The sequence below is a fragment of the Glaciecola sp. MF2-115 genome (assembly GCF_047250385.1).
Taxonomy (GTDB): domain Bacteria; phylum Pseudomonadota; class Gammaproteobacteria; order Enterobacterales; family Alteromonadaceae; genus Glaciecola.
The window spans coordinates 275,026-290,606 of the sequence record NZ_JBLBVM010000055.1 but is presented as its reverse complement, the minus strand read 5'-3'; the positions used below and the strand labels follow the sequence as shown (position 1 = coordinate 290,606).

Below are 15,581 nucleotides of genomic sequence, written 5' to 3'. Positions count from 1 at the left end.
TAGGTGAAGATAACGAAAGTCTGATACCTTTTTACTTAAAAAGGCATTAGGCTAGAAGCTGGACGTTACGAACTATAATTATTGAATTTACAGGGGTTTTGTTTGTTTTCAATTTACACCGTAGGCTTAATCACGCTCATTTATCTAGGCGTTTTATTTGCCATTGCATTTTACGGAAATAAAAAGCGAGCCGCCTCTCCTATTGTTTATTCCCTTGCACTTGGCATTCATTGTACTTCTTGGGCCTTTTTTGGCACGACCACGCAAGCATCTCAATTTGGTTGGGCATTCGTGCCCACGTATTTAGGCGTGATTGTTGTGATGCTCTTTGCCTTTCCTGTTATTTGCAAAATTGCTAAGTTATGCCGTCAACACAATATAAGTTCAATTGCTGATTTTATTGGCATGCGCTATCAACATAGTCATGTGATTGCTGGCATGATTACTCTTATCTGCTTCATCGGCGTTGTGCCTTATATCGCATTGCAACTCGACGCTATCACACTCATGCTTAACTTAATGACCAAAGATAGCCAAAGTCTGACGCCCAGCATTGGTTTTTACGTTGTGGGCCTGATGGCTTTATTCGCTATCATTTTTGGAACAAGAACACTGGATTTGACTGAAAAGCACACGGGTTTAATGTATACCATTGCATTTGAGTCATTGGCCAAGCTTGCTGGCCTTGTCATAGTCGGTGTGTATGTTTGTTACAGTTTATTTGATGGGGTTTTCGACTTATTCATTCAGGCTACGGAACATGAGTCCAGCATTAAAATTTTGCAATCTGATTTTTCAATATGGGTATTTGTCAGTCACATGCTGCTCGGTGTTTGCTCCATGTTTTGCTTACCCCGTCAATTTCATATTGCCTTCATTGAAAACAACAATGAAAACGAATTACTGTTAGCACGATGGTTATTCCCTTTATTTCTTGTGTGTATGACTATTTTTGTTTTACCCATTGCCTTGGCTGGAAATATCTTATTAGACACTTCTCAGTTCTCAACCGATAGTTTCGCTCTATCCATTCCCGTCAGTATGGGTAATGAGTGGGTATCTGTCACTTCCTATATCGGAGGCTTGAGCGGCGCAACGAGTATGGTAATTGTGGCAACCTTAACCATGGGCATTATGGTGGCCAACAGCTTTGTGACGCCTCTCTGGTTATCGACCCAAGTGTCTCCACATCTTAAAAAGAATTTGGCGCCTTCAAATATACTCAGAATCAGACAATTTACCGTTATATTAGTTTTGAGCATTGCTTATTGGTACCACCTCAATATTAGTCAATCGGCGCCATTAGTGAAAAGTGGCTTTATTGCACTCTCATTGTTGGCACAAATATTTCCTGCAATTATTTTGGGAATTTACTGGCGCGACGCGACGAAGTTAAGTGCACTTATAGGCACATTGGTTGGTGCAGCATGTTGGGTTTACTTTATATTGTATCCAAGTATTTTATCGAGTTACTACTTTGCCGAAATACTTGACGACGCTGATTTAGCTTCCGGTTTTTATATCTCATTCTTTAGCAACGCGTTTGTTTTCGTTCTCATATCTTGGATGACTATTGTCATTCGTAAACGCAATCAATCTAGAGGGCAAGTTACCAGAGGCGTTAACGCAACAACATTAGACGATAACTTAGTGAGTAAACGATCGAATTTTCAAATACCCACAACTGAGCTATTAGCTTTAATTAATAGAGTGATTCCTGCGCAATTGGCCAAAGCATTTTCAGACCGAGTCTCGTTGTCAGATGCGGCCAACCTAGCATACGCAGAACCAGCTGTGCTTGCACATGCTGAGAGACTGCTGTCTTCTCATGTCGGAAATGCCAGTGCTCGAATACTTCTCGCTGCCATTTCTATTAATAAAAAAGAAGATATAAAAGAGCTGACCGAGTGGGTAGAACAAGCCTCACAGAATTTCCAATTCAATCATGAACTCTTGCAATCCTCGGTTGCGCACATCCCCCAAGGCATAAGTGTTATAAGCTCTGATATGAGCCTTATTGCATGGAATCAAAAATATGTTGAACTATTCAATTATCCAAAGAACTTTTTAAGAGTGGGGATGCATCTGCGTGAGATCCTAAAATTTAACGCCTCTCGAGGATTACTTGGCAAGAATGATTCTTCTGAATCTATTAATGAACGGATAGATAGGCGCATCGCCTATTTTCTCTCTGGGAGTGCATATAAATTCATGCGTGATAATCAAAACGGCAGAGTAATAGAGATAGCTGGGAGTCCACTTCCTGGCGGTGGCTATGTAACAACCTATAACGATATTAGCGAATATATTCATATTCAACGCCAATTAGAAGAAGCCAAAGTAGACCTAGAATCAAGGGTTGAAGAACGAACTGCCGAATTAAACACAGCAAAATTAGAAGCGGAGATGGCAAATACTAGTAAGACTAAATTCTTAGCCGCCGCTGGCCATGATTTAATGCAGCCATTTAATGCAGCCTCACTCTTTGCATCAATGTTGCACCAAAGGTTAAAAAATGTTGAAGACAGAGAACTTACTCAGGGCTTAGTGAATGCTCTGGAAAATGCTGACCAGTTACTCTCCATGCTGCTCGATATGACAAAATTAGAATCAGGCTTATTTAAGCCCAACCTTCACGCTTTTAGTTTGAATCCCTTACTCAAAAATCTAGTTAACGAATACGCCGTGGTTGCCAAGCAAAAAGAGCTGAGCATTGACTATGTCGAGACTTCTGTTTGGGTTCACAGCGATCGCCGTTTATTGAATCGAATCGTGCAAAACTTAATTAGTAACGCAGTCAGATACACAGAGTCTGGACGCATTTTAGTCGGTGTTCGTAGAAGAAAAAATGAAAGAGTTGAAATTTGTGTATTGGATACAGGGAGAGGTATCAATGATGAACAGAAAGCGCTGATATTTGATGAATTTAAGCAGCTCGACAATAAAGGCAACAATGAAGGTATTGGGCTTGGTTTAACTATTGTCGAGAAAATGAGTCAACTTTTGAATCATGATGTTAGAGTTCAGTCGATTGTTAACCTAGGCACGCAATTTTCTATTAGCCTTCAGCGCAGCCAGCCTGGGACTGCACCAAAAGTTGAGAAAGACGAGAGTGCTAATAATCAAACATTCATGCAAGACAAAACAATTCTCTTAATTGAGAATGAAGCCTTAATTGCTAGCGCAATGACAACTTTATTGGCAAATTGGGGGGCAGAAGTGCATTTAGCCCAGGACGCCATCTCTGCGCAAAAGTACCAAGCACTTACAACGGTTGACTACATTATCGCAGATTACCATTTAAATAATGGTGACAATGGTATCGATGTTTGTAAAAGCATTATTGAATACCGAAAAAACCATGCATTGAATAAGCCTATTTTATTACTCAGTACGGCAGACCGAAGTCAGTCAATTCGAGAGCAAGCTGATGTTTGTGACATGATTTATTTACCAAAACCATTAAAACCCGTTGCATTAAAACGACTGTTACAAAAAACTAAAACTTAAGATTACTTACCAGTGTTAAATTTTAGGGTATGATCGAGTCGTCAAAAGTACAGAATCGAGTCGTATTGTGTGTCCCTCACCGCAAAAATTTGAGCACGAAAAAAGTGCGAGCCCATTAGATACTGGGTTCGCACTTTTGGAAAATGAACAAGAAAATAGCCACCTTTATAATTCACTTAAACGTGTTTGTTTTTTAGGTGCCGTGATTCATATCCTTTTTATCTTCTTTTTCCTCAGCATTGGCTCAATTTATTTGTCGGTTTTGAACGTTCTAAGTGTACTAACTTGGTTAGTTGCTATGTACGAAAATCAAAGAGGTCGCTACGTTTTAGCGACGTTAATAGGTAGTGTCGAAGTTATTGTTCACGCCATTGTAGTAACGCTATTCCTTGGTTTAGATATGGGCTTTCAATATTTTCTTTGGCCAGTAGCCGCGTTGATTATTGTAAGTAATTTGTTTCCACCGCTTAAATCGAGAATCATTGGTTTCACGATCATATTGAAGTTTGCCGCCTTAAATATATTAGCAGCTGATATCACATATCAATACGCCTTTCCGACGCTGACGCCATTTGTCCTATTTGCTAATATTAGTTGGGCAGCACTTGCGTTCGTCATTGTTCTAATGAGCGCTCAGACAAACAGCAGTCAAAGTGAAAGGAAACTTTACGAACTCACAAACCAAGACCCTCTAACCGGAGCGGTAAATCGTCAGTTTGTTTATGAATGGATGAAACAAACCTATAGCGAACGTCGTAATTTGAAGTCTTTAGATTACACTCTAGTACTTACCGACATCGATAACTTTAAAAACATAAATGAATTAATTGGTCATCAAGCTGCGGATAGTGTCATTACATCGGTCGCCGATTACTTGCATTCAGCCGTTAGAGAATCGGATATTGTCGCACGCTGGGGCGGAGAGCAATTTTTAATTATATTAATGAATATTGAACCGGACGATGCACAAATTCTAATTGAGAAAATACGCAAAAACGTCCGTTATCAAATTAAGGCTGACGGTTTAAATGATTATATAACCACACTGAGCTTTGGCGTGGCTAAAGCTAAAGAAAGTGAGCAATTCGAAGAAACTATAAAACGTGCTGATATCAGTATGTATAAAGCTAAAAAACTGGGCAAAGACCGCACTATCATAGCTGATTAATACAACTTACACGCCAAGTACATCTGAACTGAAGGCTAAAACCGCAGTTTCATAGAATCTTTTACTGGCTCGCGACTTCTTGCATGCTCGCAGAGCCGCCTAGTTAAACGGGTACTACAAACTACCGCCTTTATCCTTTTCAATTGCCGCGTCTAATTTATTCAGCAATTCGGCTCTCACTTTCATTTTTGTATTGTAGTGAGCTTTCATATCGAGTTTCGTTAATGTTTGAGCAATAAAATTAACTGTTGCTGAAAAGTCATCTTGCTCAACCACCTTATCTAAAAAGCCCATTGCAACTGCATCTTGTGGTGACACCATTTCAGCTAACACAACGCTGCGGTTCAGAAATACCGGCGCAAGACGCCCCCTAGCTAATTCAACACCTGCATCGTGCATACTCATGCCAATGGCAACTTCATTTAGGCCTATTTTAAAATCACCCTCTACGCCAATTCTATAATCAGCACTTAGAAGTAAGAAAGCGCCTTTTGCAACAGCATGGCCTGTACACGCAACAACAACTGGATACGGAAAAGAGAGCAAGCGCCGAGATAAGCGAGAACCGCGCTCTACAAGCTGCATTGCCGCACTCATACTTTCCTTCATTATTTTTAAGTCATAGCCTGCCGATAGCATGCCGGGCGTACCCGTTATTACAACGACAGCCTGCTCTTGCTCGGCTTGGTCTAATGCTTCGTTCATTTCGTCAATGACTTGATGTGAAACTGCATTCACTTTGCCATTTTGAATCGTAATGGTAGCAACCTTATTTTCAACTTGAATAGTCACAAGTTCAGTCACATTTATCTCCCAATGGTTAATTCCAACTTGATTATGTATATATCTATGCGTTGCCGAGCCTGCCGAATGCATTGCTAAGCTTTCCGGCACTATTGTAAACACAAAGTATTGAAATGTCTGTAAACGCCTTAATCCAAGGACATAAGTTGTTTAAATATAACGCCGGCTTGTGTTCGGTTGTTAACGTTTAACTTCCGTAAACAAGCTGAAGCGTGCTGTTTGACTGTACTTTCCGAAATGTCTAACTCGTAGGCAATTTGCTTATTTAGCAAGCCGTCAGCCATCATCTTAAGCACTTTTAACTGATGTGGTGTTAATTGTTCAATACGTTGCAGTGCGTCATTAGCATCGGAAGAAGCATGTTCGCTAAGATGAGTAAGATTTTCAGGAAGCCACTCATTACCATTTAACACTTGTGAAACCGCATCATTAATCGATTCAAGGGATGTTGATTTTGGGATGAATGCACTAGCACCTAACTGCAAAGCTTTTACGATGAGAGAAGGATTTTCTTCTGCTGAAACTACCACAATGAGAATGTTTGGAAATTCCGCGCGAATTTGACTCAAACCTGTCAATCCAGAGTTGCCCGGCATTTTTAAATCGAGAAAAACTAAGTCAATATCGTTATGTAAATTAAGCTGCTCAATGGTTGAATGAAAATCGGCAGATTCTAGTAGGCCATCTCCTAGTGCGTCACTTAAGGCTTGTTTTAGCGCATTCCGAAATAAAGGATGATCATCCGCAATTAAGGCTTTGATTTTGTCCATATTGAGATTGATGCCTTGTACATTATGTCGTGATGAATATTAGTGTTTTGTGCAAGAATTACTAGTTATTTGTGATTATATTGTTGAGTTAATAATGTGACTAAAGTGTTGGCCTTTAAACGAAAAAAGGGGCCGAAGCCCCTAAGAGACACATGAAACTTAGAATCTATAACCAACTGTTAGGTGAACAGTTCTTGGGTCACCGTAGTAACCAATCAAGGTTAAATCACCACCTAAACCTGGTAAATAAGAACCATCATCTGCGATACCGACGAAGTCATAACCGCCGACTAGATATTCTTCATCCGTAAGGTTCTTGCCATGCAAGCTTGCATACCAATCGCCATCTTGGCTTTCCCAGTTAACGCTCACATTAACTAAACCATATGCATCTTGTTCAAGTAAATTACTTGTTTCAAACAACAAATAGTCTGATCTGTGATAATAACCCGCATTCAACACAAACGTTCCCATGTCTGAGTCAATCACATAATTTGCTGACATATTCATGGTTGATTTCGGTGTATTTGCCAAGCCGATTAACGGTGGAATTGAATTGTTTTTGTTAATTTTCTCGTCAATGTAACCATATGCTAGGTTAAATGTAAGATCATCAGTCGCTACGAAAGTGACTTCAGCCTCAACACCTTTCGCTGAAGTGGCTGCAACGTTTCTTAAGACTTGTTGTAAGTCAGTCGCGCTATTACCTTCACCAAAACCAACATACTGGCGGTCTTTGTGATCAAGCGAGAACAAAGTAACATTTGTTCTTAAGTTGTCTGTTAAATCAGCTTTCACACCTACTTCATAACTATCAACGATTTCAGGATTTACGCCCTCTTCGTTAATAGTTGCTCGCGGGTTAAATGTACCTGACTTGAAGCCTTGTGAGAAACTTGCAAACAACATCGTATTTTCATTCGCTTGATATTCAATACCTAAACGAGGAGTAAAACGACTCCAGTCTTGGCTTTTCGGAGCATCTAAAACGCCATCACCACTCAAATCGCTACCTAATACCGTTGGTACCAATTGACCGTCTGGTCTTGTATAACCTGGGATCCAACCAGAAGATGGGTAAACGTTTGCAAATACTAAACCATTATTTACGATGGCTGTTTTTTCTTCATCCGTATATCTACCACCGGCGGTCATTGACAACTCGTCAGTCATTTGGAAAGTTGCTTGTGCATAAACCGCCGTACTTTCAGAATTATTACAGCCTGTTACTTCACGAGTTAAACCAGGTGTACCGAAAGCCGCACGGCCAAGGAAGCCAAGAATCGCGTCAAAGTTTCCGCAAGACTCGCCATCATAGATATACAGACCACTGACAACATTAACGCTTTCACCAACATAGTTCATTTGAAGTTCGTGAGTGCTGTTTTCGTCTGAATATTCAGCAGGAACGTCGAATATATCCAAAGCAGTGTTATCAAAGTCAATATTCGTAGGTGAGTAACCTTCGCGATGAGACGCTATATATTTAAACTGGAACGCATCATTATAGTCATAGCGAACCATGAAGCTATAGCCTTCCAACTCAACTAAGTTACTAGTAGGTAAGCTAGTATATGAATCATATACGCTATCTGGCACTGGCGCGTTTGTTAGCAAGCTAGGTAATAAACGATAGCCGCCTTTCGCATTTGAGGTATCTTTGGTTTTGTCATAATTGAATTTAACAAACAAGTCGTCAGATGCTCTGAATTCTACATCGAATCTTGCTGCCCAAAGGTCTTTGTTATAGTTCTCACGATCTTGATTTGGCAATGCAGATTGTAAATACTCTCCAAAACCATCTCGGTTAAGATCAGCAAATCCAAAGCCAACATAAAGTTTGTCATCAATCACTGGCAGTTGACCTGTCAGCTTGATATCTCGCTGCGCATAGCTACCAACAGTTGCTTCAGCATTAAATTCAGTGCCGCCAGTCATTTCTTTGGTCACGTATTTAATAGCGCCACCAATCGTGTTCTTTCCATATAGCGTGCCTTGTGGACCACGCAATACTTCTATGCGCTCTACATCAATAAGATCTAGCACAGCACCTTGAGGACGAGCCATATAGACATCATCAATATAAATACCAACACCTGGCTCATAACCCCACAAAGGATCTTGTTGACCAACACCACGAATGAAAGCGGTTAGAGTTGAGTTTGTACCACGGCTAGTTTGTAGCGTCGTGTTAGGGGAAAACTGCTGAATTTCAGTAATAACCGAAATACCTTTTTCTCTTAATTCCGCAGCACCGATAGAAGTGACAGCGATTGGAACTTCTTGCAAGTTCTCAGTTGTCTTACGTGCCGTTACCTGAATTCTCTCAAGTTTACCTTCTTTAGCTTCTTGTGTTTCTTGTGCTTGGACTTGCGCCCCTACAGATAGAGCTGCGCCTACAGCAAGCGCACAAAGCGCGAGTTGAGGCTTTTTATTCATTATAGTTTTCATTGTGTCCCCTTAAGAATACTTGTCTTTGTTGATAGCATTTTTTATTGTAAAAATGGTTGCTAGCAAATGCGGTCTGTTATTAATTTATTATAAAAATGTTAAAAGGTAACTAGTACCATCGTACTATGGGCATTGCGCGACTAATGCAGCACACTTGCCAACAAGCCAAGCAATCTGCGGTCACAGATTATTCTCTCGGCAATTAGGAAAAAAATAATGATAAGTTTAATTGGCTTAGTAGGTGGTTTAGCTTTGCTTATATGGTTAACCATTCGTGGTATGAACCTATTCATCGCAGCGCCCGCGTGCGCTTTAGTTGTAGGGTTAACTAGTGGTTTGCCTGTATTTATAGGTGACAATAATTTTGTTTCCACATATATGTCTGGATTCACCAGTTTTATAGCTTCCTGGTTTTTTATGTTTTTGCTGGGCGCACTATTCGGCAAATTCATGGAAGATACCGGCGCAGCAGATGCGCTTTCAAAGTGGATTATTACTAAGTTAGGTTACAAGCAAGCTGTTTTCGCAGTGGTCGCGGCATGTGCCACCTTAACTTACGGTGGTGTCAGCGTATTCGTCGTAGCATTCTCAGTTTACCCTATGGCGTTAAGCTTATTTAAAGATGCTAATTTACCTCGACGCTTCATACCCGCTACGATGGCGTTTGGTTCCGTTACCTTCACAATGACTTCAGCGGGTTCGCCAGAAATCCAAAATTGGATCCCAATCAAATATTTGGGCACCTCTCCATTCGCAGCTTGGGAAGTGAGTTTAGTCGTTGCGATATTCATGGCTTCGTTTGGCTATTGGTGGCTAAAACGTATGGTTGGCAAGGCGGTTTCTGAAGGTGAAGTATTTGAGGCAAAACCTGAAGATCCAGAAATTAAACAGCGCGACTACCCTCACCCAATCACTGGATTCATTCCACTTTTGGTTGTGTTATTAACATCATTTTTCTTACATGAATCGCTAGCTCAGTTAGCGCTCATTGTTGCGCTAGGTGCTGGTGTGCTAACCCTAATGCTTATCAATTTTAAGTACTTTCAAAACCTATCAAAAGCAGTTAATCTTGGAACTGCAGGTGCCTTAATGGCCATTGGTAACACTGCTGCAGTGGTTGGTTTTGGGGCCATCGCAAAAACAACAACCGCATTTCAAGACACGGTTGAAATAATGACTCAAATACCAGGTAATGAGCTAATTGGTGCTGCTATCGCTGTGAGTGTAATTGCAGGCCTGACCGGCTCAGCATCTGGTGGGCAAGTTATCGCGTTGCCACTCGTTGGGCCTCACTATCTCGACCAGGGCGTAGATCCAGAAGAACTTCATAGAATTGTCGCAATCTCGTCAGGTGCTCTAGATTCATTACCGCACAATGGTTACGTTGTAACTACAATCCGTGCTATATGCCACGAAACACATCAACGAGCTTATGCACCAATGGCTGCTCTAACGGTTGTCGTCCCGCTAATAGGATTAGCAATGGCTATAGCCTTGTTCATGATTTTCTAGGATCCCAAAAATATGCAGATTGACATCCAAAGAACCATGCCTCTTGAAAGAGAGGCTAAAAAAACAGCACTAAAACTAACTCTTCTTTTGTTATTAACAATTGGATTATCGGCTTTTAATCCGCTAGTAAATGCGAGTGAAACTGAAATTGTCCAAGCTCCTTTGCTCACGAAGAAGAATGTCCATCAGATAAAAGATTTTAAAACATTCAATGGTAAGACAATTGAGGAAGTTAATTTGGGCTGGGAAAGTTACGGTCAATTAAATGCAGACAAATCGAATGCAATTTTAATAACTCACTACTTTACGGGCTCATCTCACGCTGCTGGAAAATATGCACCGTCAGATACAACAAGCGGTTACTGGGATAGCATCATTGGCCCAGGTAAAGCGATAGATACTAATAAGTATTTTGTTCTCAGCATGGATAGTCTAGCCAATCTGAGCGTGAAAGATCCTAAGGTCATTACAACAGGCCCTGCGAGTATCAATCCAGCGACTGGCAAAGCCTATGGTCTTACCTTCCCTGTTATAACGATGCGCGACATGGTAAATACCCAAAAGTCGCTCCTTGACGAGCTTGGTATTAAAAAACTGCATGCAGTCGCAGGGCCCTCGATGGGTTCAATGCAGGCAATTGAATGGGCTTCAGCTTACCCAGATAAAGTCGAGCGTTTGATATCAGTCATTGGAGCTTCATTCAGTGATGCATGGACAACTGCTGCACTTGAACAGTGGGTAATCCCAATCAAACTAGATAAAAATTGGAACAATGGCGAATATTACGGTAGCACACCGCCAACAGAAGGCTTAACGGCTGCTTTAATGTTTATTACGCAAATCGCGTTAACGCCAGAGTATTTCAATCAAGTAGGTAAAGGCTTAAACCACAGTCCTCTTGAATCAGCGCCCTTAATCGATATAAATGCACGGCACGCTATTAACGATTGGCTCTATCAACGCGCTAAAGGGCGAGCAGAAAATATGGATGCGAACAGCCTTTTATATTTGGTCAGAGCTTGCCAATTGTTTCTTGCTGGACAAAAAGAAAACTTGAGCTCAGGCTTAAAAAATATAACAGCAAAAACGCTATTTTTACCTGCCTCTGAAGATTTATTGCTGATGCCTTACCACGCTCGCAATACCCACAAGGCACTAAAGAATATGGATAAAAACACTGCAATAGCTGAAATTGATGGGCCTTTAGGACATTTAGAAGGTGTGCTCAGCATTGACAAATACAGCGACACTATTGCGGCATTTTTAGCGGAATAATTATAGGGCTAATATGAAATATTTAAGACACAAACAAGCTAGTATTCTATCCTTAACGGCACTTTTTATTGCATCTTGCAGTGGACCTAGCAGTCAAGCAGATACGAAAGCTAGTTTAAAAAGTGAACACGCAAACATCACTGTCTCGGGACTCTCCTCGGGTGCTTATATGGCGATGCAGTTTCACTTATCTCATTCGGACAAAGTGACTGGCTCTGGTCTAATTGCTGGAGGTCCATATTATTGTGCACAAGGTAGCATTGGAGCAGCGTTAGAAAACTGCGTAGCCAACCCAGATGCAAATATTGACTTAAAGACCATTGATGCGACGATTGCTCAATATCAACAAGAAAATAATCTTGCGTCTCCCGAGCATAATGAAAATGACAAAGTGTGGATGCTGCATGGCACTCTAGACACCAGAATTAATCGTGTAGTCGCAGACAAGTTAGCTGAGCAAGTCAAAACCATTTTTAAACCCAGTAACACTAAGTATGTTACTGACCAAGCTTTCTCGCATGTAATGCCTACCTTGAGCAGTGGCGCAGAATGCAGTGAATCCAATGCCCCTTTCATCGGCAATTGTCAATATGATGCGGCGGGTGAGCTACTAAACTTCATTAAACCATTGGAAAGTGCTAAATCAACAAAAAGCAATGAGACCTTAAGCCTTGACTTAGTCACATTCAATCAAGCTAATTATGCGGGCGAGCACGCTGAAACACTCGGTGAAGATGCCTTCCTGTTTGTTCCTGAAAGCTGTAAAACAGATGGCAATTGCGATGTTCATGTAAGCTTTCACGGTTGCAATCAAAATGCGGAAGCAATTGGCAATGAATACGCAAAAAATGCTGGGTTCAATGCTTGGGCTGACACAAATAACCTTGTAGTGTTATATCCTCAAACTAAGAAGTCAGCCTTTATGCCACTCAACCCACAAGCATGTTGGGATTGGTGGGGTTACACAGGAGCAGACTACGCAAATAAAAACGGCAAACAAATACAAGCAGTGATGAGCTTAGTAAACAATATTCCACATATTATTAAAAACGAAAGCTAGTACGGCCGGATTGGCAGTATGTAAATACACTAAGAAGAGCCGAATTAAGAAGAAGGAACAAGCATGAATAGTGAAGCCAAATCTTTAAATATATTCGTTACTGGCGGTGCAAGTGGTATTGGCTTTGGTATTGCTGAGTATTTAGCGAAGAAGGGCCACCATATAATCGTTGCTGACATCAATATAGAAGCTGCTAACCTTGCAGCTCAGTCACTCAATAACGCAGGGTTTTCAGCTCAGGCTGTTCAGGTTAATGTATGTGATGCTAAGCAAGTAGCAGCCTTGCCCGCAAAACTGAGCGCCACACCTGTTGACATATTAGTAAACAACGCAGGAATACAGCACGTTAGTAGGCTTGAAGATTTTCCAGCTGAAAAATGGCAGATGCTCATTAATGTGATGCTAGTCGGCCCAGCTCTGCTCACACAAGCTTTCCTACCCCATATGCGTGAGCAAAATTTTGGTCGTATTATTAACGTCGGCTCAATTCACTCCGTTATAGCTTCACCGTTTAAATCCGCTTATGTCGCAGCAAAACATGGCCTATTAGGTTTCGCTAAAACCATGGCTTTAGAGACCGGTGACGTTGATGTGACAATTAATACTCTCTGCCCTGCCTACGTTAAAACTCCTTTAGTTGAGCAGCAAATTGCAGCACAGGCGAAAGAGAACAACATGTCTGAAGAGGACGTAGTCAACAAAATAATGCTAGAACCGATGCCTAAAAAAGCCTTTATCGAAATTGAAGAGTTAGCACAAACGGCAGAGTTTTTGATTGGCAGTGTAGCGAAAAATATTACCGGACAAACATTAATTTTAGATGGTGGATGGACCGCTAGATAATCTAGTTTTCAAATTTGGCTTGCAACTCAGTCTCAATTGGGTAAAAGTTAAGTCACATTTGAATACTAAATTATCAGAGAACAATTAATGGGTTATTCAACCGTTGGCCTTATTGGTAAAACTGACCATGAAGGCAGCCGGGTAAGTCTCAACGCACTTGTTTCCGAATTAAAGCAGCGCAACTGTACTATTTTGGTAGAAGCACGCATAGGGGAAGAACTCGATGACCGTTCTCTCGAGGTATGCGATCTCGACACCATTGGCGAACGAGCTGAACTTGCCATTGTTGTTGGCGGTGATGGCTACATGCTAGGTGCTGCACGTATTCTAGCGAAATATGATACCGATGTTGTTGGTGTAAATAGGGGCAATCTTGGCTTTCTAACTGACATTAACCCTGAAGATATAAGTCGTCAATTAGCGCACATATTTAAGGGGAACGTGCAACGAGAAGGACGATTCCTATTAGAAGCAAGCGTATTTAGAAATGACGAACATCAACATACCAATGCAGCCGTAAATGAGATAGTTCTGCATCACGGTAAAGTTGCTCATATGATGGAATTTGAGCTATATATCGATAACCAATTTGTGTTCAGTCAGCGCTCTGATGGCTTAATTATAGCCACACCAACTGGATCGACAGCATACTCCTTATCTGGTGGCGGTCCGATCCTTATGCCGCAGTTAAATGCCCTAACCCTCGTTCCAATGTTTCCACATACGCTAACCAGCAGACCAATTGTGGTAGACGCTAATAGTGAAATCACACTAAAAGTATCTGGCGTTAATACAGACAACCTCCAAGTAAGCTGCGATAGCCACATCGTAATTTCTCTGAAACCTGGGGACGAAGTGCGTATTCGTAAGAATCCAGACAAACTCAATTTGGTTCATCCACCAGACTATAATTATTTCAATGTGCTTCGTACAAAGCTTAATTGGGGTAGCAAACTTTACTAATGCTAGCCCACATTGAAAAGCTACATACTTTAGCGAAAGCGGATGAGCGTCTCATAGTTGGTTTAATGAGCGGGACATCGCTTGATGGGCTTGATATTGCCTTATGCAAAGTGTCAGGCCATGGCAAAGAGACGAAGTTGGTATGTAAACAGTTCGCCACTAAGCAATACAGCAATGCTTTTAAAAAATCAGTTCAGCAAGTATTTGCTAAGCAAAATGTATCATTAGATGCGCTTTGTTTATTGAATGCGGAAATTGGCATCTTGCACGGCGAACTTGTTAATCAAGCCTTGAATGAATGGAATGTGCCTAAGCAAAACGTTGATTTGATCGCCAGTCATGGACAAACCATTTATCATCGGCCTTCATCGTTGCACAGAAATCAAAATCAGCTCAATAGTACTCTACAAATAGGTGACGGCGATCATATTGCTGCTATTACGGGCATACTCACCGTGAGCGATTTTCGACAAAAACATATCGCACATGGTGGTGAAGGTGCGCCTCTTGCAATGTATGGTGATTACTTGTTGCTTAGTAGTGCAGAGGAAGACCGCAGCTTAGTCAATATTGGAGGTATCGCAAATATTACCTACATACCTTCGAACTCTGTATTTCAAGATGTAATCTGCTCTGATATCGGGCCGGGCAACACTATTATGGATGCTCTGGCTAGCAGGCATACGTCTTTAAACTATGATAAGAACGCGAGCATAGCCAAACAAGGCAATGTGAATGAGAACCTCTTGTCGCGTTTATTAAGTCACGCTTTTTTAGACTTACCTTTACCAAAAACAACAGGGCCAGAAACTTTTCATATCGAGTGGTTTGAAAGTCAATTAAAAGACGCAAAATTACTATCAATGAGCGTCGCTGACCAGATGGCAACATTGAATGCATTCACAGCGAATGCAATTGCGAAAACAATCAATGCTTTACCATGTGAAACAAGCGTTTATATCAGTGGTGGCGGTGCTCACAACCCGCTTCTTGTGGATAATTTATATCAGCTTCTTTCACGTCCTATCCATTCTACTGATCAACTAGGTATGAACTTAGACGCTAAAGAAGCGATATTGTTTGCTGTCCTTGCAAACGAATGTGTCGCTGGCAATCAGATCGCATTTCAAAGTAATAAGCAAAACCAGCCGAATGTTAGTATGGGCAAAATCTCCTTTCCGAAATAAAATTAGTATTATCGTAAAAACTGATCTTTACACTGTTT

11 protein-coding genes are annotated in these 15,581 nt (G+C 41.1%); 8 read left to right on the top strand and 3 right to left on the bottom strand.

Annotated features, from left to right (window positions below; translation table 11 throughout):
- Positions 1 to 102: 102 nt before the first annotated feature.
- Both ACKLNX_RS14485 and ACKLNX_RS14480 read left to right on the top strand, forming a co-directional pair.
- Positions 103 to 3,510, top strand: a complete 3,408-nt coding sequence (locus tag ACKLNX_RS14485) for a PAS-domain containing protein (RefSeq protein WP_412972878.1) — start codon at positions 103 to 105, stop codon at positions 3,508 to 3,510.
- Between the two features lie 67 nt (positions 3,511 to 3,577).
- The gene (locus tag ACKLNX_RS14480) at positions 3,578 to 4,678 is read left to right on the top strand and encodes a GGDEF domain-containing protein (protein WP_412972877.1); all 1,101 of its coding nucleotides are present in this window, start codon (positions 3,578 to 3,580) and stop codon (positions 4,676 to 4,678) included.
- A 114-nt stretch (positions 4,679 to 4,792) separates the two neighbouring features.
- Here the strand turns inward: ACKLNX_RS14480 and ACKLNX_RS14475 are convergent, their stop codons facing one another.
- From ACKLNX_RS14475 to ACKLNX_RS14465, 3 genes are all read right to left on the bottom strand, one after another.
- Entirely contained in the window at positions 4,793 to 5,482 is a 690-nt protein-coding gene (locus ACKLNX_RS14475) for a crotonase/enoyl-CoA hydratase family protein (RefSeq protein WP_412972876.1), read from the bottom strand.
- A gap of 128 nt (positions 5,483 to 5,610) precedes the next feature.
- Positions 5,611 to 6,252, bottom strand: a complete 642-nt coding sequence (locus tag ACKLNX_RS14470; RefSeq protein WP_411694016.1) for a response regulator — start codon at positions 6,250 to 6,252, stop codon at positions 5,611 to 5,613.
- A gap of 159 nt (positions 6,253 to 6,411) precedes the next feature.
- The gene (locus tag ACKLNX_RS14465; protein ID WP_411694017.1) at positions 6,412 to 8,703 is read right to left on the bottom strand and encodes a TonB-dependent receptor; all 2,292 of its coding nucleotides are present in this window, start codon (positions 8,701 to 8,703) and stop codon (positions 6,412 to 6,414) included.
- Positions 8,704 to 8,919: 216 nt separating this feature from the next.
- Between ACKLNX_RS14465 and ACKLNX_RS14460 the strand changes: the two genes are divergently transcribed.
- The 6 genes from ACKLNX_RS14460 (at position 8,920) to ACKLNX_RS14435 (ending at position 15,543) form a co-directional block, all read left to right on the top strand.
- A complete protein-coding gene (locus tag ACKLNX_RS14460) occupies positions 8,920 to 10,215 on the top strand; it encodes a GntP family permease (protein WP_411694018.1) in 1,296 nt (431 codons plus the stop codon).
- A gap of 12 nt (positions 10,216 to 10,227) precedes the next feature.
- Entirely contained in the window at positions 10,228 to 11,490 is a 1,263-nt protein-coding gene (locus ACKLNX_RS14455; RefSeq protein WP_412972875.1) for an E22 family MetX-like putative esterase, read from the top strand.
- A gap of 13 nt (positions 11,491 to 11,503) precedes the next feature.
- Positions 11,504 to 12,550 (top strand): PHB depolymerase family esterase, encoded by a 1,047-nt coding sequence (locus ACKLNX_RS14450; protein ID WP_412972874.1) that lies wholly within the window; start codon positions 11,504 to 11,506, stop codon positions 12,548 to 12,550.
- A gap of 63 nt (positions 12,551 to 12,613) precedes the next feature.
- Entirely contained in the window at positions 12,614 to 13,393 is a 780-nt protein-coding gene (locus tag ACKLNX_RS14445) for a 3-hydroxybutyrate dehydrogenase (RefSeq protein WP_412972873.1), read from the top strand.
- An 87-nt stretch (positions 13,394 to 13,480) separates the two neighbouring features.
- A complete protein-coding gene (gene nadK, locus ACKLNX_RS14440) occupies positions 13,481 to 14,356 on the top strand; it encodes an NAD(+) kinase (RefSeq protein ID WP_411694021.1) in 876 nt (291 codons plus the stop codon).
- The gene (locus ACKLNX_RS14435; protein ID WP_412972872.1) at positions 14,356 to 15,543 is read left to right on the top strand and encodes an anhydro-N-acetylmuramic acid kinase; all 1,188 of its coding nucleotides are present in this window, start codon (positions 14,356 to 14,358) and stop codon (positions 15,541 to 15,543) included. The genes nadK and ACKLNX_RS14435 overlap by 1 nt, the downstream gene beginning before the upstream one ends.
- Positions 15,544 to 15,581: the final 38 nt, after the last annotated feature.